Annotated in this window: 22 protein-coding genes, 2 tRNA genes and 1 pseudogene; 22 read left to right on the top strand and 3 right to left on the bottom strand. The window is 72.0% G+C overall.

The window, feature by feature from the left end; translation table 11 throughout:
- Window positions 1-239 precede the first annotated feature (239 nt).
- Entirely contained in the window at window positions 240-1,727 is a 1,488-nt protein-coding gene (gene dnaA, locus H7344_RS04345) for a chromosomal replication initiator protein DnaA (RefSeq protein ID WP_222130282.1), read from the top strand.
- Between the two features lie 38 nt (window positions 1,728-1,765).
- On the opposite strand, the gene H7344_RS04340 is transcribed toward dnaA, so the two are convergent.
- Window positions 1,766-2,212: a MarR family winged helix-turn-helix transcriptional regulator gene (locus tag H7344_RS04340; protein WP_229707009.1), complete on the bottom strand. Its 447-nt coding sequence runs from the start codon at window positions 2,210-2,212 to the stop codon at window positions 1,766-1,768.
- 53 nt (window positions 2,213-2,265) lie between these two features.
- Between H7344_RS04340 and H7344_RS04335 the strand changes: the two genes are divergently transcribed.
- The 18 genes and pseudogenes from H7344_RS04335 to H7344_RS04255 all read left to right on the top strand — a co-directional run bounded on the left by H7344_RS04335 (window position 2,266) and on the right by H7344_RS04255 (window position 19,634).
- The gene (locus tag H7344_RS04335; RefSeq protein WP_186344786.1) at window positions 2,266-2,682 is read left to right on the top strand and encodes an organic hydroperoxide resistance protein; all 417 of its coding nucleotides are present in this window, start codon (window positions 2,266-2,268) and stop codon (window positions 2,680-2,682) included.
- A 453-nt stretch (window positions 2,683-3,135) separates the two neighbouring features.
- Complete coding sequence (dnaN, locus tag H7344_RS04330; protein ID WP_186344785.1) at window positions 3,136-4,281, top strand: DNA polymerase III subunit beta; 1,146 nt, start codon at window positions 3,136-3,138, stop codon at window positions 4,279-4,281.
- A 45-nt stretch (window positions 4,282-4,326) separates the two neighbouring features.
- Window positions 4,327-5,325, top strand: a pseudogene (gene gnd, locus H7344_RS04325) (phosphogluconate dehydrogenase (NAD(+)-dependent, decarboxylating)); the annotation flags it as partial.
- 10 nt (window positions 5,326-5,335) lie between these two features.
- Window positions 5,336-6,490 (top strand): DNA replication/repair protein RecF, encoded by a 1,155-nt coding sequence (gene recF, locus H7344_RS04320; RefSeq protein ID WP_186344783.1) that lies wholly within the window; start codon window positions 5,336-5,338, stop codon window positions 6,488-6,490.
- Entirely contained in the window at window positions 6,483-7,049 is a 567-nt protein-coding gene (locus tag H7344_RS04315) for a DUF721 domain-containing protein (protein WP_186344782.1), read from the top strand. Before recF ends, H7344_RS04315 begins: the two co-directional genes overlap by 8 nt.
- Before the next feature lie 249 nt (window positions 7,050-7,298).
- Window positions 7,299-9,437, top strand: coding sequence for a DNA topoisomerase (ATP-hydrolyzing) subunit B (gene gyrB, locus H7344_RS04310; protein ID WP_373286516.1), 2,139 nt, complete (start codon window positions 7,299-7,301; stop codon window positions 9,435-9,437).
- 157 nt (window positions 9,438-9,594) lie between these two features.
- Window positions 9,595-12,300, top strand: coding sequence for a DNA gyrase subunit A (gene gyrA / locus H7344_RS04305; RefSeq protein WP_222130279.1), 2,706 nt, complete (start codon window positions 9,595-9,597; stop codon window positions 12,298-12,300).
- Window positions 12,300-12,830: a DUF3566 domain-containing protein gene (locus H7344_RS04300; RefSeq protein WP_186344780.1), complete on the top strand. Its 531-nt coding sequence runs from the start codon at window positions 12,300-12,302 to the stop codon at window positions 12,828-12,830. Before gyrA ends, H7344_RS04300 begins: the two co-directional genes overlap by 1 nt.
- A gap of 101 nt (window positions 12,831-12,931) precedes the next feature.
- A tRNA-Ile gene (locus H7344_RS04295) sits at window positions 12,932-13,005 on the top strand.
- A gap of 56 nt (window positions 13,006-13,061) precedes the next feature.
- A complete protein-coding gene (locus H7344_RS20205; protein ID WP_222130251.1) occupies window positions 13,062-13,190 on the top strand; it encodes a DLW-39 family protein in 129 nt (42 codons plus the stop codon).
- 41 nt (window positions 13,191-13,231) lie between these two features.
- Window positions 13,232-13,304, top strand: a tRNA-Ala gene (locus H7344_RS04290).
- 253 nt (window positions 13,305-13,557) lie between these two features.
- Entirely contained in the window at window positions 13,558-14,067 is a 510-nt protein-coding gene (locus H7344_RS04285) for a SigE family RNA polymerase sigma factor (protein WP_229707008.1), read from the top strand.
- Window positions 14,064-15,335, top strand: coding sequence for a hypothetical protein (locus tag H7344_RS04280; protein ID WP_186344779.1), 1,272 nt, complete (start codon window positions 14,064-14,066; stop codon window positions 15,333-15,335). The genes H7344_RS04285 and H7344_RS04280 overlap by 4 nt, the downstream gene beginning before the upstream one ends.
- A 214-nt stretch (window positions 15,336-15,549) precedes the next feature.
- Window positions 15,550-16,485: a hypothetical protein gene (locus tag H7344_RS04275; protein ID WP_186344778.1), complete on the top strand. Its 936-nt coding sequence runs from the start codon at window positions 15,550-15,552 to the stop codon at window positions 16,483-16,485.
- An 80-nt stretch (window positions 16,486-16,565) separates the two neighbouring features.
- Complete coding sequence (locus tag H7344_RS04270) at window positions 16,566-17,318, top strand: SURF1 family protein (protein WP_186344777.1); 753 nt, start codon at window positions 16,566-16,568, stop codon at window positions 17,316-17,318.
- The gene (locus tag H7344_RS04265; RefSeq protein WP_229707007.1) at window positions 17,315-17,734 is read left to right on the top strand and encodes a DUF3817 domain-containing protein; all 420 of its coding nucleotides are present in this window, start codon (window positions 17,315-17,317) and stop codon (window positions 17,732-17,734) included. The genes H7344_RS04270 and H7344_RS04265 overlap by 4 nt, the downstream gene beginning before the upstream one ends.
- 23 nt (window positions 17,735-17,757) lie before the next feature.
- Complete coding sequence (locus H7344_RS04260; protein WP_186344776.1) at window positions 17,758-18,591, top strand: patatin-like phospholipase family protein; 834 nt, start codon at window positions 17,758-17,760, stop codon at window positions 18,589-18,591.
- Between the two features lie 14 nt (window positions 18,592-18,605).
- The gene (locus tag H7344_RS04255; RefSeq protein ID WP_229707006.1) at window positions 18,606-19,634 is read left to right on the top strand and encodes a 1-acyl-sn-glycerol-3-phosphate acyltransferase; all 1,029 of its coding nucleotides are present in this window, start codon (window positions 18,606-18,608) and stop codon (window positions 19,632-19,634) included.
- 36 nt (window positions 19,635-19,670) lie between these two features.
- Here the strand turns inward: H7344_RS04255 and H7344_RS04250 are convergent, their stop codons facing one another.
- Complete coding sequence (locus tag H7344_RS04250; RefSeq protein ID WP_186344775.1) at window positions 19,671-20,417, bottom strand: hypothetical protein; 747 nt, start codon at window positions 20,415-20,417, stop codon at window positions 19,671-19,673.
- Between the two features lie 203 nt (window positions 20,418-20,620).
- Here H7344_RS04250 and H7344_RS04245 point away from each other — a divergent pair, with 203 nt between their 5' ends.
- On the top strand, window positions 20,621-21,127 hold the full coding sequence (locus H7344_RS04245) for a peptidylprolyl isomerase (RefSeq protein ID WP_186344774.1): 507 nt from the start codon (window positions 20,621-20,623) through the stop codon (window positions 21,125-21,127).
- A 135-nt stretch (window positions 21,128-21,262) separates the two neighbouring features.
- A complete protein-coding gene (locus tag H7344_RS04240; RefSeq protein ID WP_186344773.1) occupies window positions 21,263-22,072 on the top strand; it encodes a rhomboid family intramembrane serine protease in 810 nt (269 codons plus the stop codon).
- A gap of 330 nt (window positions 22,073-22,402) precedes the next feature.
- On the opposite strand, the gene H7344_RS21055 is transcribed toward H7344_RS04240, so the two are convergent.
- Complete coding sequence (locus H7344_RS21055; RefSeq protein ID WP_186344772.1) at window positions 22,403-22,864, bottom strand: cell division protein CrgA; 462 nt, start codon at window positions 22,862-22,864, stop codon at window positions 22,403-22,405.
- Between the two features lie 86 nt (window positions 22,865-22,950).
- Between H7344_RS21055 and H7344_RS04230 the strand changes: the two genes are divergently transcribed.
- Window positions 22,951-23,754 (top strand): DUF881 domain-containing protein, encoded by an 804-nt coding sequence (locus H7344_RS04230; protein ID WP_229707005.1) that lies wholly within the window; start codon window positions 22,951-22,953, stop codon window positions 23,752-23,754.
- Window positions 23,755-23,758 lie beyond the last annotated feature (4 nt).

Below are 23,758 nucleotides of genomic sequence, written 5' to 3'. Positions count from 1 at the left end.
GTCACCGCGGTTTTCAACAGGCGTCTGACCTGGGAAGACACCGATTCCACCGGAATCGGCGCCGGGTCTCGGCCAGACTCCTCCACAGCGAGCGGGTCGCGTTCACAACCTGTGGACAAAGCTGTGGAACACCGTGAGCAGAGAGAAGGGGACCACCCATCGTGGACCAGAGCACGCCGGACCTCGGCACCGCCTGGCGGCAGGTCGTCGACGACCTCCAGCCGCACCAGCGGGCCTGGCTGACCGCCAGCGAGCCGGTGACCCTGCACGAGAGCACCGCGATCGTCGCCGTCCCCAACGACTTCACGCGGGGACAGCTCGAGGGCCGGCTCCGCGGGCAGCTCGAGGACGCCCTGACGATGGCCTTCGGGCGCGAGATCCGGATCGCGGTGACGGTGAACCCCGCCCTCGACCTCGAGGCGGTCGCGGCGTCGCTGGCGCAGCAGGCGCCGGTCGAGCTCCCGACCCACTCCGATGTCGATTTGTCGACACATCGACAAGGAGCCCTCGCCTCCGTCCAGCCGTTGCGACCCGACGTCGACGCCCCTGCCCTCGGCGGAGCGCCGGGACCCGGCGCCGAGCCCGGGCGGACCGAGCCGGCCGACGGTGGCTACCTCGGCGACAACTTCCCCGGCCACGGCGCGCACAGCGGCCCGGCCGGCGGCGACCACGGTCGCCCCACGGCGCTGGAGACCCGGCTCAACCCGAAGTACACCTTCGAGACGTTCGTCATCGGCTCGTCCAACCGCTTCCCCCATGCCGCCGCGGTGGCCGTGGCCGAGGCGCCGGGCAAGGCCTACAACCCGCTGCTCGTCTACGGCGACTCCGGCCTGGGCAAGACCCACCTGCTCCACGCGATCGGGCACTACGTCCGCAGCCTCTACACCGGCGCGAAGGTGCGCTACGTGTCGAGCGAGGAGTTCACCAACGAGTTCATCAACGCGATCCGCGACGACCGGCAGGACCGGTTCAAGCGCCGCTACCGCGACGTGGACGTGCTGCTCATCGACGACATCCAGTTCCTGGAGGGCAAGACCCAGACCCAGGAGGAGTTCTTCCACACGTTCAACACGCTGCACAACGCCAACAAGCAGATCGTGCTGACCTCCGACCGCGCGCCCAAGCGGCTCGAGGCGCTCGAGGACCGGCTGCGCAACCGGTTCGAGTGGGGGCTCATCACCGACGTCCAGCCCCCGGACCTCGAGACCCGCATCGCGATCCTGCGCAAGAAGGCCGCGATGGACCGGCTCACCGCGCCGCCGGACGTGCTGGAGTTCATCGCCTCCAAGATCCAGACCAACATCCGCGAGCTCGAGGGCGCGCTGATCCGGGTCACGGCGTTCGCCAACCTCAACCGGCAGGAGGTCGACATGACCCTCGCCGAGATCGTGCTCAAGGACCTCATCCCCGAGGGCGGCGAGCCGGAGATCACCGCCGGGCTGATCATCGCCCAGACCGCGGCGTACTTCGGGCTCTCGATCGACGAGCTCACGGGTCCCAGCCGCGGGCGGCACCTGGTCATGGCGCGGCAGATCGCGATGTACCTGTGCCGCGAGCTCACCGACCTCTCACTGCCGAAGATCGGCGCGCAGTTCGGCAACCGCGACCACACGACGGTGATGTACGCCGACCGCAAGATCAACCAGCTGCTCGCCGAGCGCCGCGCGGTCTTCAACCAGGTCAGCGAGCTGACCAACCGGGTGAAAATGCAGGCCCGCCAGGGCTGAGCCCGCCCGCGAGCCGGGGCTGAGCCCTCGCCGGCCTTTCAGCCGGCGGAGGCGTCCAGGCCGGCCAGCAGCGTGCCGAGGTCGCGCCGCAGGCGCAGCAGCTCCTCGACCGAGAGCCCCATCCCCTCGAGCAGCCGACCCGGCACGTCGGCCACCCGGTCGCGGAGGCCCAGGCCCGCGGCCGTGGGCTCCACGAGGACCCGCCGCTCGTCGGCCGGGTCGCGCCGCCGAGAGACGTGGCCGGCCGCCTCCATCCGCTTCAGCAGCGGCGTGAGCGTGCCGGAGTCCAGCCGCAGGCGCCGCCCGAGGTCGCCGACGCTGACCGGCCCGCCGGCCTCCCACAGCGCGAGCAGGGTGAGGTACTGCGGGTAGGTGAGGCCGACGTCGGCGAGGAGCTCGGCGTACCGCTGGGTGACCGCCCGCGTGGCGGCGTACAGCGGGAAGCAGAGCTGCTCGTCCAGGGCGAGCTGCGGGTGGTCGGTCACGCAACCCAGGCTAACCCTTGCACTATTCGATTGTGCGCAATACGTTCGTGCACATGAAGACCCTCTACACCGCCAGCGCCGCCGCGACCGGGGACGGCCGCAACGGCCACGTCCAGTCCACCGACGGCTTCATCGACGCCGATGTCCGCACCCCGCCGGAGATGGGCGGCCCGGGCGGGGCCACCAACCCCGAGCAGCTCTTCGCCGCGGGGTACGCCGCGTGCTTCCACTCCGCGCTCAAGCTCGTCGCGAGCAAGGCCGGCGCGGACCCGACCGACTCCGAGGTCGTCGCCGACGTCTCGATCGGCCCGAACGACGAGGGCGGCTTCGCCCTGGCCGTGCAGCTCGAGGTCACGCTCCCCCAGGTCGAGGCCGACCAGGCCCAGGAGCTGGTGGAGCAGGCCCACCAGGTGTGCCCCTACTCCAACGCGACCCGCGGCAACGTCGAGGTGACCCTCACCGTCGCCTGATCCCACAGGCGTCCTCCACAGCGGGCGGAGCAGCATTCCTGTCGTTCCCGCTGTGGACCAGCCCGCCCCGCAGGCACGAACTACACGGGGAGGATCTGGGGAGAACCCGGGGAACCACTCCGTGCCGACGGTCGGGCTCCACACCAGGAGCCCGGCCGTCCCACTTGGTTCCACAGCCCCTGTGAGTCACGAGTGCACCGCACGACCTGGGAGAACGCGGTTCCTCCACAGATTCCACCGCACCTATGACTCCTCCCTACCTCCAGACATCCCGATCCCCCGTGGAACTCCACCCGGCCCCTCCCCCTGGGGACGAACGACCCGAGCGGTCCGGCCGAGGCCCCGCGCCTCCACAGCAGCGGTCGTGGGCAAACCACACCGAACCTCCCGCGCCCGCACCCCACGTGGCAGGATGCGCATCCCGTCCGCCCCTGACCTGAAGGACCACGAATCGTGAAGTTCCGCGTCGACCGCGACGTGCTCGCGGATGCCGTCGCCTGGGCTGCCCGCAGCCTGCCGGTCCGACCGAGCGTGCCGGTGCTCGCCGGTCTGCTCATCGACGCGAGCGACGACGGCCTGGTGCTCTCGACCTTCGACTACGAGACGTCCGCCCGTGCGACGCTCAGCGCCGAGGTCAACGACGAGGGCCGCGCCCTGGTCAGCGGGCGGCTGCTCTCCGACATCTGCCGCAGCCTGCCGAGCAAGCCCGTCGAGATGACGCTCGAGGGCGCCCGGGTCTCGCTGACCTGCGGTTCCGCGCGGTTCAGCCTCCAGACGATGCCGGTCGAGGACTACCCGAGCCTGCCGGAGATGCCGGCGGCGACCGGCACGGTGCAGAGCGACGAGTTCGCCCACGCGGTCGCCCAGGCCGTCACCGCGGCCGGTCGCGACGACATGCTGCCGGTGCTCACCGGCGTGCGGATCGAGATCGACGGCTCGACGATCTCGCTGCTGGCCACCGACCGCTTCCGGCTCTCCCAGCGCGAGCTCGGCTGGGACCCGCGCACCCCCGACGAGTCCGCCGCCGCCCTGGTGCCGGCCAAGGTGCTCGGCGACACCGCCAAGTCGCTGACCGCCGGCAGCGAGGTCACCATCGCGCTGGCGGCCACCGGCTCCGGCGAGGGCATCATCGGCTTCGAGGGCAACGCGCCCGGCGGCGTACGACGCACCACCACGCGGCTGCTGGACGGGGAGTTCCCCAAGGTCCGCAGCCTGTTCCCCAACGAGCACCTCACCGTCGCGAAGGTCGAGAAGGCCGCGCTGGTGGAGTCGGTCAAGCGCGTGGCGCTCGTCGCCGAGCGCAACACCGCCGTGCAGCTGGCGTTCAGCGACGGCGTGCTCACCCTCGACGCCGGCTCCGGTGACGAGGCGCAGGCCTCGGAGTCGATCCCGGCCGAGGTCGACGGCGACGACATCACCACGGGCTTCAACCCGCAGTTCCTGCTCGACGGCCTGACCGCCATCGACCAGCCGGTGGTCGAGCTGGCGTTCACCCAGTCCTCGAAGCCGGTCGTCATCAGCGGCTCCGCCCCGGAGGGCGCCGAGGCGACCGACCCGGGCTTCCGCTACCTGCTGATGCCGCGACGTCTCCTCTCCTGAGGGTGGGTACCGTCCGGCGTACGGCCTGACCCCCACAGCCCTCACAGGAGGAAGCAGATGGACCTCGGACTCGTCGGCCTCGGCAAGATGGGCGGCAACATGCGCGAGCGCCTGCGCCGCGCCGGCCACACCGTCGTCGGCTACGACCGGAACCCGGACGTCAGCGACGCCGACTCGCTCGAGGACATGGTCTCGCGGCTGCCCTCCCCCAAGGTCGTGTGGGTGATGGTGCCCGCCGGTGACCCGACGCACGCGACCGTGGCTCAGCTGGCGGACCTGCTCGGCGAGGGCGACCTGGTCATCGACGGCGGCAACTCGCGCTGGACCGACGACCTGGCCCACGCCGAGCGGCTCGCCGAGAAGGGCATCGGCTTCGTCGACTGCGGCGTCTCCGGCGGTGTCTGGGGCCTGGAGAACGGCTACGCGCTGATGTACGGCGGCGACGCCGACGACGTCGCGAAGGCCCAGCCGATCTTCGACGCGCTCAAGCCGGAGGGCGACTTCGGGTCGGTCCACGCCGGCAAGGTCGGCGCCGGCCACTTCTCGAAGATGGTCCACAACGGCATCGAGTACGCGATCATGCAGTCCTACGCCGAGGGCTGGGAGCTGCTCGAGAAGGTCGACATGGTCGAGAACGTCACCGAGGTGATGCGCTCGTGGCGCGAGGGCACGGTCATCCGGTCCTGGCTGCTCGACCTGCTGGTCGCCGCGCTCGACCAGGAGCCTGGCCTCGAGGGGATCCGCGGCTATGCCGAGGACTCCGGCGAGGGCCGGTGGACGGTCGAGGCCGGCATCGAGCACGCCGTCGCGACGCCGGCGATCACCGCCGCGCTCTACGCCCGGTTCGTCTCCCGCCAGGACGACTCGCCGGCGATGAAGGCGGTCGCCGCGATGCGCAACCAGTTCGGCGGGCACGCCATGCAGACCGCCCCGCCGAAGGGCGGCGACGCGGCCGGCACCTCGGCGGAGAGCGGAACGCCGGACCAGTCCGGGTCGGCGCAGCAGGCCGGCTCCGGCGAGGGCTCGGCGCCCGCGGAGAGCTAGCCGACCCACGGTGCACGTCTCCCACCTCACCCTGCACGACTTCCGCTCCTACGCCTCCGTCGACGTCGAGCTCGGCCCGGGCGTCACGGCGTTCGTGGGCCGCAACGGGCAGGGCAAGACCAACCTGGTCGAGGCGGTGGACTACCTCTCCCGGCTCAGCTCGCACCGGGTCGCCAGCGACGCGCCGCTCGTGCGGGCGGGTGCCGACCAGGCCGTCGTCCGCGCGGCGGTGGTGCGCGACGGACGGACCGCGGTGCTCGAGGTCGAGATCAACCCCGGTCGCTCCAACCGCGCGCGGATCAACCGCTCGCCGCTCCCCCGCGCCCGCGAGCTGGTCGGGCTGGTGCGCACGGTCGTCTTCTCCCCCGAGGACCTCACCCTGGTCAAGGGCGACCCCTCGGACCGCCGGCGGTTCCTCGACGACCTGCTGGTGCTGCGCGCGCCGCGCCTGGCCGGGGTGCGCGCGGACTACGACCGGGTGCTCAAGCAGCGCAACTCGCTGCTCAAGACGATCGGGGCGGCCCGCCGCGGCAGCTCCTCGCAGGAGGCCGCCCTCGCGACGCTCGCGGTGTGGGACGACAACCTGGCGCGGACCGGCGCCGAGCTGCTGGCGGCCCGGCTCGACCTGGTCGAGCGGCTGGCGCCGTACGTCGGGAAGGCCTACGAGACCGTCGCCCGCGGCGCGGGCCGCGACGACGCCGAGATCGAGTACCGCCCCTCCTTCGACCTCGGCGACGCGCGCGACGCCGCCGCGCTGGCCGTGCGCCTGCTCGCGGAGGTCGAGCGGCGGCGCAGCGACGAGATCGACCGCGGCATCTCCCTCGTCGGGCCGCACCGCGACGACCTGCTGCTCAGCCTCGCCCAGGGTGGCGGCGAGCAGCAGCTCCCGGTGAAGGGGTACGCCTCGCACGGCGAGTCCTGGTCCTTCGCGCTGGCGCTGCGGCTGGCGTCGTACGACCTGTTGCGGGCCGACGGCGACGACCCGATCCTGGTGCTCGACGACGTCTTCGCCGAGCTCGACACCGAGCGGCGCGCGCAGCTGGCCGAGCTGGTGGCGGGCGCCGAGCAGGTCCTGGTGACCGCAGCGGTCGGCGCGGACGTGCCCGAGGCGCTGGCCGGCGTCCGGTTCACCGTCGCCGGAGGGGAGGTACGCCGCGATGCCTGACGGGACCGACGAGCCGGGCGCGCCCGCCGCGACCCCCGACGACCCCGCGACCCCCGACGGCCCCGAGCACCGCGACGACGGCCTCGACCTCGCCCGGGCGCTGACCCGGGCCACCGCGGGCTCCACCCCGCGCGCCCGGCGCCGCCGGCCGTGGACGGAGCGGCCGCGCGGGACCCGGGTCACCGGCTCGCACCCCGACGACCGCGACCCCCAGCTGATCGACAGCACGCTCGGTCGGCTGGTCGCCGAGCGCGGCTGGGAGCTCGACCTGCGGGTGCACGGCGTCTTCGGGCGCTGGGCCGAGCTCGTGGGCGACGACGTCGCGGCGCACTGCACGCCGGAGACCTTCGAGGAGGGTCGGCTGGTCGTGCGCACCGACTCGACCGCGTGGGCCACCCAGCTGCGGCTGCTCGCGCCGGCGGTCGTGCGCCGGCTCAACGAGGACCTGGGGCACGGCACGGTCACCGTGATCGAGGTGCTGGGGCCGCACGGCCCGACCTGGAAGAAGGGCCCGCGCTCGGTCCGCGACGGCCGCGGACCCCGCGACACCTACGGCTGACGTTCTGGCGATCGGGGAGCCCCGGAGCCGTACCCGCCCCCGTCCGACCCCCTGGTCGCGGCTCCTGGTGCCGGTTGCGAGCCGCCTAGGGGCTCGCGCACCGGCCGGACGCCCCCGCGTCACGGCTCGTCGCGTGGCTGGCGGCCCGCCAGGCGGTACCATGGCCGACGGGTCGCGTGCGCGCGACCCGTTCCGTGCCGGGCCCCTGTTCCAGGGCGGCCCGCCCGACCGCTCGAGAAGAAGGTGGACGTGTCCGAGGACAGCCTCTCCCCCGCCCAGTCCGAGGCAGAGCAGCAGGCCGCGGCACATCCCGAGGCCCAGGCCGAGCAGGTCGCGGCGGTGCTGTCCACCTCCCGGGTGGAGGCCGACTACGACGCCTCCGCCATCCAGGTCCTCGAGGGCCTCGAGGCGGTGCGCAAGCGGCCCGGCATGTACATCGGCTCGACCGGTGAGCGCGGCCTGCACCACCTGATCTGGGAGATCGTGGACAACGCGGTCGACGAGCGGATGGCCGGCTACTGCGACCGCATCGTCGTCACGCTGTGCGCCGACGGCGCGATGCGGGTCGAGGACAACGGCCGCGGCATCCCCACCGACACCGCCGCCGGGCAGGAGCTCCCCGCCCTGACGCTGGCGTTGACCGTCCTGCATGCGGGCGGCAAGTTCGGCGGCGGCGGCTACAAGGTCTCCGGCGGTCTGCACGGCGTCGGCGTCTCGGTCGTGAACGCGCTGTCGACCCGCCTGGTCGCCGAGGTCCGCAACCGCGGCCACCTGTGGCGCCAGACCTTCCTCCTCGGCGTGCCCCAGGGCCCGCTCGAGCAGGTGCGGCCGATGGAGGAGGGCGAGCGCACCGGCACGACCATCACCTGGTGGGCGAGCCCCGAGATCTTCGAGACCACGACGTACTCCCTGGAGACGATCACCTCCCGGATCCGGGAGATGGCCTTCCTCAACAAGGGCCTGGAGATCGTCGTCCGCGACGAGCGCCAGGGCGCCGAGGCCGTCGCCGAGGCGGTCGAGGACGACACGGTCGCGGACGCCGTCGACGGCGCCGCCCCGCAGAAGTCCGGCGGCGCGCTGGAGCAGGTCTTCAAGTACGAGCGCGGCCTCGTCGACTTCGTGGCGCACCTCAACCGCACCAAGACCCCGTCGAACCCGACCGTGATCTCCTTCGAGGCCGAGTCGCCGGCCGAGGTCGAGAACCACATGTCGCTCGAGGTAGCGATGCAGTGGACCGAGACCTACAACGAGTCGGTCCACACCTTCGCCAACGCGATCAACACCGCCGAGGGCGGCACCCACGAGGAGGGCTTCCGCGCGGCGCTCACCACCCTGGTCAACTCCTGGGGCGAGGACTGGGGCCTGATGAAGAAGGCCGAGGACCGCGTCAAGGGCGAGGACATCCGCGAGGGCCTGACCGCGATCATCTCCATCAAGCTGGCCGAGCCACAGTTCGAGGGCCAGACCAAGGGCAAGCTCGGCAACACCGAGGCCAAGGGCTTCACCCAGCGGGTCGTCAACGACCAGCTCGGCGCGTGGTTCGAGCAGAACCCCGCCGAGGGCCGCGAGATCATCCGCAAGGCCCAGGCCGCCGCGCAGGCGCGCACCGCGGCGCGCAAGGCCCGCGACCTCGCCCGCGACCGCAAGGGCCTGCTCGGCAAGGCCGGCCTGCCCGGCAAGCTCTCGGACTGCCAGTCGACCAATCCCGCCGAGTGCGAGGTCTTCATCGTCGAGGGCGACTCCGCGGGTGGCTCCGCCCGCCAGGGCCGCGACCCGCGCATCCAGGCGATCCTCCCGATCCGCGGCAAGATCCTCAACGTCGAGAAGGCGCGCATCGACCGGATCCTGGGCAACCAGGAGGTGCAGTCGATCATCTCCGCGCTCGGCACGGGGATCCAGGAGGACTTCGACCTGGCCAAGCTGCGCTACCACAAGGTCGTGCTGATGGCCGACGCCGACGTCGACGGCCACCACATCAACACCCTGCTGCTGACGCTGCTGTTCCGGTTCATGAAGCCGCTCATCGACCACGGCCACGTCTACATGGCCCAGCCGCCGCTGTACCGGCTGCGCTGGAACAAGCCGCACGAGCACGAGTTCGTCTACTCCGACGCCGAGCGCGACGCGCTGCTGGCGGCGGGCCTCGAGGCCGGCAAGAAGCTGCCCAAGGAGAACCCGGTGCAGCGCTACAAGGGTCTGGGCGAGATGAACGCCAAGGAGCTGTGGGAGACCACGATGGACCCCGACCAGCGGCTGATGCTGCAGGTCACGCTGGACGACGCCGCCCAGGCGGACGAGATCTTCTCGATCCTCATGGGCGAGGACGTCGAGCAGCGCCGCTCCTTCATCCAGCGCAACGCCAAGGACGTCCGATTCCTGGACATCTAGGCGCTCTGGCCCTCTCTGGGCCTTTCTAGAGCGATCCCTAGACATCCGGTAGAACCAGCGAGAGAGAGCAATCGTGACCGAGACGCCCACCGACGGCGGCGGACCGACCACCCCGGGCCCCGGCGGCCGCATCGAGCCGGTCGAGCTGCAGACCTCGATGCAGCGCGCCTACATCGACTACGCGATGGCGGTCATCGTCGGCCGCGCGCTGCCCGACGTCCGCGACGGGCTCAAGCCGGTGCACCGCCGGGTGCTCTACGCGATGTACGACGGCGGCTACCGCCCCGATCGCGGCTTCTCGAAGTGCTCGCGCGTCGTCGGCGACGTCATGGGTCAGTACCACCCGCACGGCGACACCGCGATCTACGACACCCTCGTCCGCCTCGCGCAGCCGTGGGTGATGCGCGCGCCGATGATCCAGGGCCAGGGCAACTTCGGCTCGCCGGGCAACGACGCGGCCGCGGCCATGCGGTACACCGAGTGCCGGATGGCGCCGCTGGCCCTGGAGATGGTCCGCGACATCGACGAGGAGACCGTCGACTTCCAGCCCAACTACGACGGCCGCTCGCAGGAGCCCGTCGTCCTGCCCTCGCGCATCCCGAACCTGCTGGTCAACGGCTCGGCCGGCATCGCGGTCGGCATGGCGACCAACATCCCGCCGCACAACCTGCGCGAGGTCGCCGAGGGCGCCCGGTGGGCGCTGGATCACCCCGACGCCAGCCGCGAGGAGCTGCAGGACGCCCTGATCGAGCGGATCAAGGGCCCCGACTTCCCCAACGGCGCGCTCATCGTGGGCCACCAGGGCATCGAGCAGGCCTACCGCACCGGTCGCGGGTCGATCACGCAGCGCGCGGTGATCGAGGTCGACGAGGACCAGCGTGGTCGCACCTGCCTGGTCATCACCGAGCTGCCGTACATGGTCAACCCCGACAACCTCGCGCTGAAGATCGCCGAGCTCGCCGACTCCGGGCGCGTCCAGGGCATCGCGGACGTCCGCGACGACACCTCCGACCGCACCGGCCAGCGGCTGGTCGTGGTGCTCAAGCGCGACGCGGTGGCCCGCGTGGTGCTCAACAACCTGCTCAAGCACACCGAGCTGCAGACCAACTTCAGCGCCAACATGCTCGCGCTCGTCGACGGCGTGCCCCGCACGCTGAGCATCGACCAGTTCATCAGCAACTGGGTCGAGCACCAGGTCGAGGTCATCCGGCGCCGCACGGAGTACCGCCTGCGCAAGGCCGAGGAGCGCGCCCACATCCTGCGCGGCCTGGTCAAGGCCCTCGACATGCTCGACGAGGTCATCGCGCTGATCCGGCGCTCGCCCGAGGTCGACGACGCCCGCCAGGGCCTCATCGAGCTGCTCGCCATCGACGAGCTGCAGGCCGACGCGATCCTCAACATGCAGCTGCGGCGCCTCGCCGCGCTGGAGCGTCAGAAGATCATCGACGAGCTCGCCGAGATCGAGCGCACCATCGCCGACCTCAGCGACATCCTCGCCAACGTCACGCGCCAGCGGCAGATCGTCAGCGACGAGCTCGCCGAGATCGTCGAGAAGTACGGCGACGAGCGGCGCACCCAGATCATCGCGGCCGACGGGGACCTCTCGATGGAGGACCTCATCCCCGACGAGGACCTGGTCGTCTCCATCACCCGGGGTGGCTACGCCAAGCGGACCCGCGCGGACCAGTACCGCACGCAGAAGCGCGGCGGCAAGGGTGTGCGCGGCGCCTCGCTGCGCGGCGACGACGTCGTCGAGCACTTCATCGCGACGACCAACCACCACTGGCTGCTGTTCTTCACCACCGCGGGCCGGGTCTACCGGACCAAGGCCTACAACCTGCCCGAGGCGTCCCGCGACGCCAAGGGCGGCCACGTCGCCGGGTTGCTGAGCTTCCAGCCCGACGAGTCGATCGCCCAGGTGCTGGCGATCCGCGACTACGAGCAGGCGCCGTACCTCGTGCTCGCCACGCGCAACGGCCTGGTCAAGAAGACGCGCCTCGGTGACTACAACAGCCCCCGGCAGGCCGGCGTCATCGCGATCAACTTCCGCGAGGACGACGACGAGCTGATCGGCGCCGAGCTGGTCAACGCCGAGGACGACATCCTGCTGGTCTCCCGCAAGGGCCAGGCGATCCGGTTCCGCGCCGACGACGCCCAGCTCCGGCCGATGGGTCGCGCGACCTCCGGCGTCTCGGGCATGAAGTTCCGCGAGGGCGACTCGCTGCTCTCGCTGTCGGTCATCCGTGCGGCACAGGTGGCCGCCGAGGAGGCCGCCGGCCTCAGCGAGCAGGCCGAGGACTCCGCCGCGGTCGAGGCGACCGCCGAGCAGGTGGAGGAGGTCAAGCCGCAGTACGTCTTCACCATCACCGACGGCGGCTTCGCCAAGCGCACCCGGATCAACGAGTACCGCCTGCAGTCGCGCGGCGGCCTGGGCATCAAGGCGATGTCACTGGCCAACGAGGAGCGCGGCGGGCTGGTCGGCGCGTTCATCGTCGAGGACGGCGACGAGATCCTCTCGATCACCGAGAAGGGGCAGGTCGTCCGCAGCCCGATCAACGACCAGTTCCGTCCCACCGGCCGCTCGACCATGGGCGTGAAGTTCGTGACGCCGAAGTCCGGCGACGCGGTCGCGGTCGTGGCCCGCTCCGGTGAGGCCCGGGTCGAGGAGGAGGTGGCCGAGGCCGCCGACGCCGCTGCGCAGGAGGTCGTCGAGGCCGTCACCGAGGACCCCGCCGTCGAGGCCGCCGCGGTGGAGACCGCCGACCTCGCGCAGGACGTTGAGTCCGCAGAGACGGCCGATTCCGGCCCGGGTGCAACAATCGAGCCGACCGACGCCACCGACGAAGGCGAGGGTGAGGACTGATGTCCGACCGCTCCACCGAGGAGACCGCCGTACGCCCAGGCCTCGGCGAACGCCTCCAGGCGAAGCTCTCGAGCGCCGCCGACGAGCACCGCGCCAACGCCGGGTCCGGCCCGGCGCGGGCCGACCGGACCAGCGCCCCGGCGGCGAGCGGGCGGGGTCCGCGGCGGGCCCGGCTGCGCCTGACCCGGGTCGACCCGTGGTCGGTCATGAAGACGGCGTTCCTGCTCTCCATCGCGTTCGCGGTGGTCACGGTCGTCTCGGTCTTCATGATCTGGTCGGTGCTCGGCGCGGCCGATGTGTGGGACTCGATCAACCGCACCGTCCAGGACGTCGTCGGCGGCGACGACGGCGGCGACTTCGACATCGAGGACTACCTCGGCACCTCCCGCGTGCTGGGCTTCACCATGCTCGTCGCGGCGATCGACGTGGTGCTCCTGACCGCGGTCGCGACGCTCGGCGCGTTCCTCTACAACATGGCGGCCGCGCTGCTCGGCGGCGTCGAGGTCACCCTCGCGGAGGACCAGAACTGATCCCCGAGACCTCGGCGACCCCCGTTTTGGGGGGCGCCGTGGGGGTCGGCTAGTGTTTCCCCTCGGTCGCGTCAGCGACCGCCCCGGCCCCGTGCCGGAGCGGGCCTATAGCTCAGACGGTTAGAGCGCTTCCCTGATAAGGAAGAGGTCACAGGTTCAAGTCCTGTTAGGCCCACACACACGCGGGGGCTCCGCCCCTGTAAACCCTCGCAGCTCCACGGAGGTCACCCGATGAAGAAGATCGTCCTCCTCGCCCTGGCCGCCGCCGGCGCGGTCCTCGCGAAGAAGAAGTACGACGAGGGTCAGCACGAGCAGGCGCTGTGGGCCGAGGCGACCGACAGCGTCCGCGCCTCCTCCTGAGCCGTCCGCTCCCTCCCGAACGCCGCGCCCCGGGCGCGCACGGGGCCTTGGCGCAATTGGTAGCGCACCTGCTTTGCAAGCAGGGGGTTAGGGGTTCGAGTCCCCTAGGCTCCACTCGATGAAACCGCAGGTCAACCTGCGGTTTCTTCTCATTTTCGGGCTAAACCCTGCTGGCTCTCTGATCGCTGTGGGGGACTGGCGGGGGAAGCCTTTCGACGTCAGATCGTCGTGGACAGACGCAGCCGCTCACCGCGCGGATTGCCCTGATTTCCTTGGATTCTCGCCATGAGCCAACCATTGGTGCGTCTGGTGACGTTCAAGGGGCAGGCTGCGATCGGGCAGCGATGGCGACGACGATCGGGGACGGGTGCTGACACCGCCGGAGGACTTCGTGGACTGGGTGGCCGGGCACCGGACCCGGCTGCTCCGCTCGGCGTACCTGCTCACCGGCGACCGCGCCCAGGCGGAGGACCTCGTGCAGGAGGCTGTGATCAAGGTGGCCGAGCGTTGGGGCCGGCTCCGGTCGGGACACCCCACGGCGTACGCCCGGACCGTCATCGTCCACGATCAGGCATCGTGGTGGCGGGGCAGTCGCGAGACTCCATCGGCCGAACCGCTCGGTGACCACGCCCTTCCGGAGGCCGACCATGCCGGGCGCAGTGTCCTGCTCTCGGCGCTAGGACGACTGCCCCGACGGCAGCGAGCAGTCGTCGTCCTTCGGTACTTCGACGACCTCACCGAGCGCGAGACGGCCGAGGCGCTCGGGGTAACGGTGGGCACGGTCAAGAGCCAGGCGCACCACGCCCTGCGCTCCCTGCGCTCCTACACCGACGTGCGTGATCTCGTCGGCCTCGATGAACAGGAGACGACTCGATGACCCACAACCTGCGCGACCTGCTCGAGCGCGAGTCGGGTCACCTCGAAGCTAGCTTGGACCCGACCGACGCCTGGACCGAGGGGGTACGCCGCCGCAGGCGGCGCACCGCGGTTGGCGTCGCCTCAGCTGCAGCGGCTCTCGCTCTCGTCGGCGTGGTCACCTGGGCGGTCCTGCCCGGCGATTCGTCGCCATCCCCAGCACTCTCGCCCACTCCGTCCGTACCGACCTCACCCGAAGTTGTCGAAGGGAGCGGGACATCCGTCGAGCGGGATCAGGTGCTGCCGTCCTATGACCCGGCCGAGTGGGAGTCACTTCCGGAGTACCCGGGCGATCTGGGGTGGTGGGCCTCTGCCGACTCTCTGGTTCCCCTGGGTGAAGACCCCGTCTCGCGAGCGACTGCGGCGGTGCAGATCATGCTGGGGCCCGAAGTGGCGAATGTCTGGGTGTACGGCGATGACGGCGGGTGGCGGTCCCTGGACACGACCGGGCTCGACCTCGTGGACACCGGTGAGTACGAGCTGGGCCTGGGCCGCGGATCGCTTTCCCCGGACGGGACTCGGCTCGCGATCGGGCAGGCCGAGGGAGTCGTGGTCATCGACCTCACCACGGCCGAGTCGAGGATGTACCCGGTTGAGGGGCTCGGGGAGGTGTGGACCGGGCGGTCGACATACTGGACCCCCGACGGCGCCGCGGTCCTGCTCGGTCGTTCCTGGGCGGCGTTGGGGGAGCCACTGGAGTACACGAACGGCTGGCGCATCGATGTCGGCGATGGGTCGGTCAGCCGCCTCGGCTTCGACCCGACGTACGCCGCGCTCCTGGAGGACGGCAGGGTAGTGGCCGACCACTGGAGCGAAACCAGCGGACACCTGTGGTCTCGCTTCGATCCTGCGGGTGCCGCGACGCCGCTAGGCGACCTGGACGCGTACGCCGTTCTGGACCAGCCCGCCGCACGAGGGCAGCGGTGGGCAGCGCTGCGTCAGCTAACCACCATGACACCGGAACGCTCCTGGGACCGGGACGGTTTTGTCGTCCTCGACGACGAGGGTCGGCCGCTTTCGCTGCTCCCGGTTAAGGGCACGGAGAAGAACGGCGGCGGTGGGCGAGTGATCGGCTGGGCGACTGATTCAGTCATGCTGTTCTCGATGCCCGAGGCCAGTGGGTCACCGGCGGCTGCCGGGGTCGTTGCCTGGGATGTCGAGACCGGAGAGCTCTGGCGCGGGCCGCTCATGCTCGTGAACTCGTTCGTCTCCGTGGCCCAACAATGGTGATCCTTGAGCTAGGTCCCAGGCCCGGTTTAGGCCCGTCCGCTTACGCCGAGTGACGAGTCCCGAACCGGCACCCTCACCCGCCGCCAAAGCCTTCAGAACTGAGCTGCACGCATGCTACGAAGGTCCGTAGCTCGGTCCGCCCCTCGGGGACGTGAGTCATTTCAAGACTCGCAACCAGGGGGTTAGGGGTTCGAGTCCCCTAGGCTCCACACCGATGTCACCGAAGACCAGCAGGATCGCCGCGGGTGTCGCCGCAGTCCTGCTCCTCACCTCCCTCGCGGCCTGCACCGAGGACCCGCCGGCGCCCGCCCCGGCGCCGGCTCCCAGCGCGACGGCCGTCCCGGAGTTCGACGTGCGGGACGAGGCCGCGGCCGCCGTGCTGCCGCTGGTCCCGGCCGCGGCGACGTCGCTGTCGGTGACCGACCTCGAGCGGGTGCGCCTGCAGCTCGGGGTCGCCGACCTGACCGGGCAGGCGCCTCCCGCGGAGCGGGCACGGTTCTGGGCGCGGGCGGAGCGGCAGGCGCCGCTGCTCACCCCGGGACTGCTGCGTCCGGTCGAGGAGCGGCTCGCCCGCGACTACGGCTTCACCCAGGACGACGTGCGCTGGGAGGCGCGGTTCGACGGACCCGACGGCGCCGGCTGGGTGCTGTCGTTCCGGCTCGGCATCGACATGGCCGTCGTGCAGCGCGCGGTGCGCGACCGGGTCGGCATCCTGGCCGGCGCCGAGGTCCGGGCCGAGGACAGCCTGGTCGTCTCGGGTGCGGCCGACGACGGGAACGGGTCGTGGGCGGCTGACCCCGCACTGGCGGCCCTGGTCGGGTCACCGGCCGACGCGACGTACGTCGAGCGCGGCTGCGTCGAGGCGCCGGCCGGCGTGGACACCGCCGGGCTCGACGAGCTCGAGGCGTGGTCGATGGCGCTCCAGGGCGGCCTGGCCACCGCCCGGCTCGGCGAGCTGCGCTCGGACGCCTTCGCCCGGCTGCGGCTGGGGGAGACCTGGCCGGCGCGGGGCACGGCCTTCACCGACGGCTTCCGCGACGGCGTGGCCGACCCCTCCACCGGCCGCGTGGGCTACCGGCTCATCGACCCCGTCGTCGGCGCCTCCCTCGTCCGCGACCGGGTCGCGCCGTTCGCCGCCTGCGCCGACTGACCCGACCGACCTGAACCGACCGACCTGGCTGAGGCGCCGGCCGGGGCGGTGCGACGGGGGTCACGCCGTACCCTGGAAGGGTGCCTGCCGCTCTCCACCCGCGCTACTGGGGCGGGCACCTGCTCGCGGTGGTGCTGGTGCTGCTGGCCGGTCGGCTTGGCCTGTGGCAGCTCGACTCCTGGCAGGCGCACCGCGAGGCGGAGACCGCCGACTACAGCGACGTCGAGCCGGTCCCGCTGGTCGACGTCATCGGCCCGGACGACCCGTTCCCGGCCGCGAAGCTCGGCCACCCGGTCGAGGTGAGCGGCACCTGGGTGCCGACCGGGACGGTCTACGTCGAGGGCCGTGAGCACGACGGGGAGGACGGCTACTGGGTCGTCACCCCGCTCGAGGTCGACGGGGGCGGTGGCTCCGCGGTGTACGTCGTCCGCGGCTGGTCCGCCACCCCGGACGCGCCCGAGCCGGCGCCCGGACCGGCCGAGCTGACGGCGTACCTCCAGGCGACGGAGGGCACCAACGCCACCGACCCCGACCGCACCGACGACGTGCTGCCGCAGGTCCGCACCGCCGACCTGATCCAGCACGTCGACCAGGACCTGTACGGCGCCTTCGGCATCGCCACCGAGCCCCTGGACGGGCTGGCGACCGCCGAGGTGGAGCAGGTGACGGAGGCGTCGGCCTTCACCGGCCTGAAGAACCTGCTCTACGGCATCGAGTGGTTCGTCTTCGCCGGCTTCGCCGCCTTCATCTGGTGGCGCTGGTCACGGGACCTCGCGACCGCCGCCGAGCGCACGGAGGAGGCCGCCGGGGAGGCGGTACCGTCGAGGTCGTGATCGACGACGACGAGCGCACCGACCCCGGCCTCAACAGCGCACTGACCCGCTACCGCTTCATGGCCACCGTCGTCGGCATGCTGCTCATCGTGCTGTGCCTGGTCGGCGTGCCGCTGGCCAACTTCGACGGCAGCGGCATGTGGGGCATCTTCGGCAGCACCCCCGACCTCTTCGCCGCCGGCTCGGGCGCCCAGGAGCTCGGCAACGCGATCACCGAGTACCTCGGCGTCGCCCACGGCTGGCTCTACATGATCTTCCTGATCATGGCGTTCCTGCTGGCCCGCCGGGCCGAGTGGGACCTGCAGTTCACCCTGGTCACGCTGGTCTGCGGGACGATCCCGGTCCTCAGCTTCTGGGCCGAGCGCCGCGCCACCGAGCGGGTCCGCGCCCAGCTCGGCGAGCCGGTCGCCGGCTGAGCGACCCGGACCGCCGACCGGAGATGACCAGCACCGCGTTCGTCCTCGGTGGCGGGGGAGTGCTCGGCGCGGTCGAGGTCGGCATGCTCCGAGCGCTGCTCGAGCGGGACATCACGCCCGACCTGGTGCTCGGCACCAGCATCGGCGCGCTCAACGGGGCCCTGGTCGCCCGCGAGCCGACCCTGTCGGTCATCGAGCGGATGACCCGGCTGTGGGACGACGCGCGCCAGGCGCCGCGCGAGGTGTACGGCGACCGGCCGCTGCGGACGATGCGTCGAGCCGTGTCCACCGGCACCCACCTGTGGTCGGCCGGGCCGCTGAAGCAGCGGCTCGTCGACGAGCTCGGCGAGGTGACCTTCGAGGAGCTGCCCGTGCGCTTCCAGGTGTGCGCCGCCAGCATCGAGCGGGCCGCGGAGCACTGGTTCGACTCCGGTCGCGTCGTCGACGCCGTCGTCGCGAGCGCGGCCGTGCCGGGCCTGCTGCCGCCGGCCCGGGTCGGCGACGAGCACTACCTCGACGGCGGCATCGTCAACTCCATCCCGCTGGCGCGGGCGGCGCAGCTCGGGGCGGACCGCGTGTTCGTGCTCCAGGTCGGCCGCATCGACCGGCCGCTGCAGGTCCCGCGCCGGCCCTGGGAGGTCGCGCGGGTGTCGTTCGAGATCGCCCGGCGCCACCGCTTCCACCGCGAGCTCGAGGAGCTGCCGCCCGGGGTCGAGGCGCACGTCCTGCCCGCCCGCGGAACCTCGGCGCGCGACGACACGTGGCGCGCCGCCACCGACTTCGCGAGCGTCCAGGAGCGGATCGACCGCACCTACGATGCGTGCGTGGACTACCTCGACCAGCACCTCGGCTCCTGAGGTCCGGCCCCGCGGTGAAGGTGCTGACCTGGGCGGTCCGACGGCTCGTGCTCGCCCCCGCGGTCATCGCGCTCGCGGCGTTCCTGTGGATCACGCTGCCGCTGTGGCTGCTCGGGGCCGCGCTGCTGTCCTCGGTGGTGCCGGGCCGGCTGCGGGTGGTCCGCCTGGCCTGGGTGGTGATCCTCTACCTGACGACCGAGGCGCTGCTGCTGCTCGTGCTGCTGGGCATGTGGCTCGCGAGCGGCCTGGGCCGGCGGTTGCGCACGCCGTACTGGGAGGGGATCCACTACGACCTGGTGCAGGGCGTGATGTGGGTCTTCTTCCGCGAGGCCCGGCGCGTGCTGCGGCTGACCATCGCCACCGACGGCCCGACGCCGGACGCGCACCCCGGCGTACCGATCGTCGTGTGCTGCCGGCACGCCGGTCCGGGCGACTCGTTCACGCTCATCCACGCGCTCATGCACTGGTACGCCCGCGAGCCACGCGTCGTCCTCAAGGACACGCTCGCGTGGGACCCGGCTATCGACGTGCTCCTCAACCGGATCCCGGCCCGGTTCATCACCCCCGGCCGGCCCGGCGTGGACGTCGACGAGCAGATCGCGGCCCTGGCCACGGGCCTGGACGAGAACGACGCGTTCGTGATCTTCCCCGAGGGCGGCAACTTCACCCAGCAGCGCCGCAGCCGGGCCATCGAGCGGCTGCGCCGGCTCGGCCTCACGGTCATGGCCGACCGCGCCGAGCGGATGACCCACGTGCTGGCGCCTCGGCCCGGCGGACTGCTGGCCGCGCTCGACGCGGCCCCGGAGGCCGACGTGGTGCTGGTCGCCCACACCGGCCTCGACCACCTCCACGGCGTCGCGGACGTCTGGCGGGCGCTGCCGATGGACAAGCGGATCACCATGCGGTGGTGGCAGGTGCCGCGTGCCGACATCCCGGCGGACCGGGAGGCACGCATCGACTGGCTCTACGGCTGGTGGGAGGAGATCGACGCCTGGGTTGAGCAGAACCGGCCGGAGGATCTCTCCTCCGGCCGGTCCGGGTGACGCTGCAGGCCCCGCTGCTCGGCGCGGGGCGTCGTGCTACTTCTGGCCGTCGACGTCGGTGACCTCGGCCGGGTCCTCCGGCGTGGTCACCGGGTGCGGGGCCTCGGCGGCATCGGCGATCGCCTCGTCCGGGGAGGCGCCGCCGACGTCCTCGGCGACCTCGTCGGCCAGCGGCGTCGCGGCCGTGGCGTCACCGACCGGCGCAGCGGCGGTCGTGGTGGTCGCCATGGTGGACGTCGGGGTCGTCGCGGGCGGCGGGCTCGGGACGTAGGAGGACTGCCAGTTGTCGCTGCTGCTGCCGCCCTGGAGCCGCTTGGCGACCACGCCGACGACGCCGGCGACGCTCGCGACGACCAGCAGGGTCTTGACCTTGCTCCGCTGCTTCTTCGGCGGCTCGCCCTTGAGCGTGGCGACCTTGCCCTCGGCGGCGGTGCGCACCGCGGCGGCCTTCTCGCCGGCGACCGCGGCGCCCGCGGCGACCAGCGGAGCAGCCTTCGCCTTCGCGTCGGCGAGCGCGGGGCCGGCCTTCTCGCGGGCGTCCGCGATCACGGGGGCGGCCTTCTCACGAGCCTCGTGGAGGCTCGTGGCGGCCCGGACCTTGGCGTCGGCGAGGGCCGGTCCGGCCTTGACCCGGGCGTCCTCGAGGGCGGGGCGTGCGGTGGTCTCGACGAACTCTTCGACCGCCTCCCGGGCCTGGGCGACGGCGGCCTCCACCTGGGGACGCACGGTGTCGACGTAGTCCGAGGCCTGATCGAGGAGGGACTTCTTCTGGCGCAGACGCATCGCGTCACTTCCTTCCGTTCGGTCATGTCCATTCGACCACGCACCGCACGGCCGGGCCACCCGGGAAGCCGGTTGGCGCCACGTGCGAGGATCGACGGGGCGCGGCGGACCACGCCGCCGCCTTCGTGCAGTACCCACCCGCGGCGCGATCGGAACCCCGCGCCGCGGCGTACCGACACCGTTCCCCACGCGTTAGGACCTCCATGGCTGACCAGCAGGCCGTACTGAAGACGAACCGGGGCGACATCGTCCTGAACCTCTTCCCGAACCACGCCCCCGAGACGGTCGCGAACTTCACCGGCCTCGCGACCGGCGAGAAGTCCTACGACTCCGGCAACGGCCGGAGCGGCCCGTTCTACGACGGCCTGATCTTCCACCGCGTCATCGACGGCTTCATGATCCAGGGCGGCGACCCGCTCGGCACCGGCACGGGCGGCCCCGGCTACACCTTCAAGGACGAGCCGCACCCCGAGCTCGTCTTCGACAAGCCCTACCTGCTCGCGATGGCCAACGCCGGTCCGGGCACCAACGGCTCGCAGTTCTTCATCACCGTCGGCCCCACGCCGCACCTGAACTTCAAGCACACGATCTTCGGCGAGGTCGCCGACCAGGCCTCGCGCGACGTGGTCGACGCGATCGCCACCACGAAGACCGGGCCGGGCGACCGCCCCGTCGAGCCCGTGGTCATCGAGACCGTCGAGATCCGCTGACTGCCCGCTGACCCCACGTTGACCGAGTCCCCTCAGCCGGCCCCCGAGGCCGGGGTGCCCGTCTGCTACCGGCACCCCGGCCGGGAGTCGCACATCCGCTGCCAGCGGTGCGGCCGTCCGATCTGTCCGGACTGCATGCGCGACGCGGCGGTCGGCTTCCACTGCCCCGACTGCGTCGCCGAGGGCGCGCGGAGCACGCGCAGCGGGCGCACGGCGTACGGCGGGCTCCGGCCGACGAAGATCGGCAGCACCTCGATCGGCCTGATCGCGGTCAACGTGGCGGTCTGGGTGGCCGTGCTGGTCACCGGCGGCGCGGCCAGCCGGCTGGTCGACCTGCTCGCCCTGCGGCCCAACGGCCTGTGCGCCACCGGCCAGGGCGGCTTCGAGGTCTCCGCCGAGCGCTGCGACGGCGTGGGGACCTTCCTGCCCGGCGTCGTCGACGGCGCCCTGTGGCAGGTCCTGACGAGTGGCTTCACCCACGTGCAGGTCCTGCACATCGCGTTCAACATGTTCGCGCTCTACGTGCTCGGCCCGCAGCTGGAGGCCGCGCTCGGCCGGGCGCGGTTCCTCGCGCTGTACTTCCTCTCCCTGCTCGCCGGCTCGGCCGTCGTGCTGTGGTTCGCCGGGGAGTACCAGGCCACCTTGGGCGCCTCCGGTGCCGTCTACGGCCTCTTCGCCGCGCTGTTCGTCCTCGCCCGCAAGGTCGGCGGCGACGTCCGCCAGCTCGGCATCCTGATCGCCGTCAACGTCGTGATCACCTTCGCCGTGCCGGGCATCTCCTGGCAGGGCCACCTCGGCGGCTTCGTCGGCGGCCTGCTCGTCGCCCTCGTCCTCGTCTACTCCCCCCGCGGACCACGCCGCACGGCGTACCAGCTCGGCGGGCTCACGCTCATCGCCGTCGTCGTGCTGGCGGCCACCGCTGCCCGCGTGCTCGTCCTGGCCTGAGGACCGGGCCGGGCCGTCAGCTCCCTCGGCCACCCGATGACGCTGACGGCGGGCCGATGAAGCTGCAGCGGAGGACCGTCAGGTTCGGCGGCGCCCCGATGAACCTCGCGCCGGCCGGTGTTTCGCCGCGCGCGCAGGACCGCGCGCGTCCACAGGTGTGGAGCAACCTGTGCAGAACTACACGCGTGTAGTTCTGCACAGGTTCCTCCACCGATGTGGAGGAACAGCCTGGGGAGGAACCTGTGGACGGACGACGACCGCCGGCCGGCCCGGAGGCCGACCGGCGGTCGGAGGTCGTGGATCAAGCGGGGCCGCGGACGCGGCCGGGGCTCACTCCCAGCGCGTGGCGTAGGTGAAGCCGACGGCCATGAAGCCGATGCCGACGACCAGGTTCAGCTGGTTGAGGTCGTTGAAGACCCACAGGTCGCTGAGGTCGTCGCTGAAGACGTAGAACGTGCAGATCCACAGCAGGCCGATGAGGAAGCAGCCCAGCATGCCGACCACGACGCCGCGGCCGCGGCCCAGCGGGGTGGACGGGTGGGCGGCGACGATCAGCCCGAGGAACAGCAGGCCGAAGCCGATGGCGTAGTTCCAGTCGCCGAGGTCGGCCATGAACGCCGGGCTGCCCGGCTCGGAGCCGATGACGGTCGGGTCGGCGCGCACGGCGGCGTAGAAGTAGGCCATCCACGCGATGCCGACCACCATCAGCAGCAGCGCGACGACGAACCGCACCGAGAAGATCGGTCCTCGCACGGGGGCGAGGGGGTCACGCTCGGTCTTCTGCTTGGCCACGGGGCTCTCCTGGTGCTGGGTGCTGGGGGTCGTGCGCCGGCTCGCCCACGACCGGGCGTCGCGGGACGCGGGTTACCTTAGTCGTCGTGACCCCTCGTTCCCACGCGCGGCCTCAGGACCGCCCGCCGCGCCGCTGGGTCGACCGGCTGCGGCGCCCGCGCGGCGGGGCGGGGCGTGGCTGGCGGATCGGCACACCGGTGATGGTCGCGCTGAGCGGCACCCTGTTCGTCGCCAGCGCCCTCAACAGCGACGGCACCGACCTGCGCCCGGGTCGCTACACCGACCTGGCCTCCCTGGTCGAGGCCGAGGCCGACCAGTACGACGCGCTCCGGCGACGGGCCGCCGCGCTCGACAGCGAGGTGGACCGCCTCGCCGGCTCCGTTCCGAACTCCGGCGTCCTCAGGGCCCGGCGCAAGGCCGAGCGGCTGCGCGACGCGGCCGGTCTCGAGGCCGAGCAGGGCGACGGCCTGCGGATCACCCTCTCCGACGCCGAGCCCGAGGTCGTCGAGGCCCAGCCGGAGGAGGGCACCGACTTCGACGAGTTCGTCGTGCACCAGCAGGACATCCAGGCCGTGGTCAACGCCCTGTGGCGCGGCGGCGCGACCGCGATCACCATCGCCGGCCAGCGGATCATCACCACGACCGGCATCAAGTGCGAGGGCAACGCGGTCACGCTGCACGGCGTGCCCTACCCGCAGCCCTACGTCATCGAGGCGGTCGGCGACCCCGCGGTGCTGCAGGCGAGCGTCGCCGGCGACGACTACGTCGCGGCCTACCTCGAGGCCGTCGCCCGCGGCGCCGTCGGCTGGGACCTCGAGGTCGAGGACGAGGTCGTCGCCCCGGCGTACGACGGCGTGCTCACCATGTCCTACGCCGAGCCGATCGCCTGACCCG

This window comes from Nocardioides deserti (genome assembly GCF_014266025.1).
In the GTDB taxonomy this organism is placed as follows: domain Bacteria; phylum Actinomycetota; class Actinomycetes; order Propionibacteriales; family Nocardioidaceae; genus Nocardioides; species Nocardioides deserti.
Note: the sequence above shows the minus strand (reverse complement) of the source record. Positions and strands in the feature narration are given on the sequence as shown.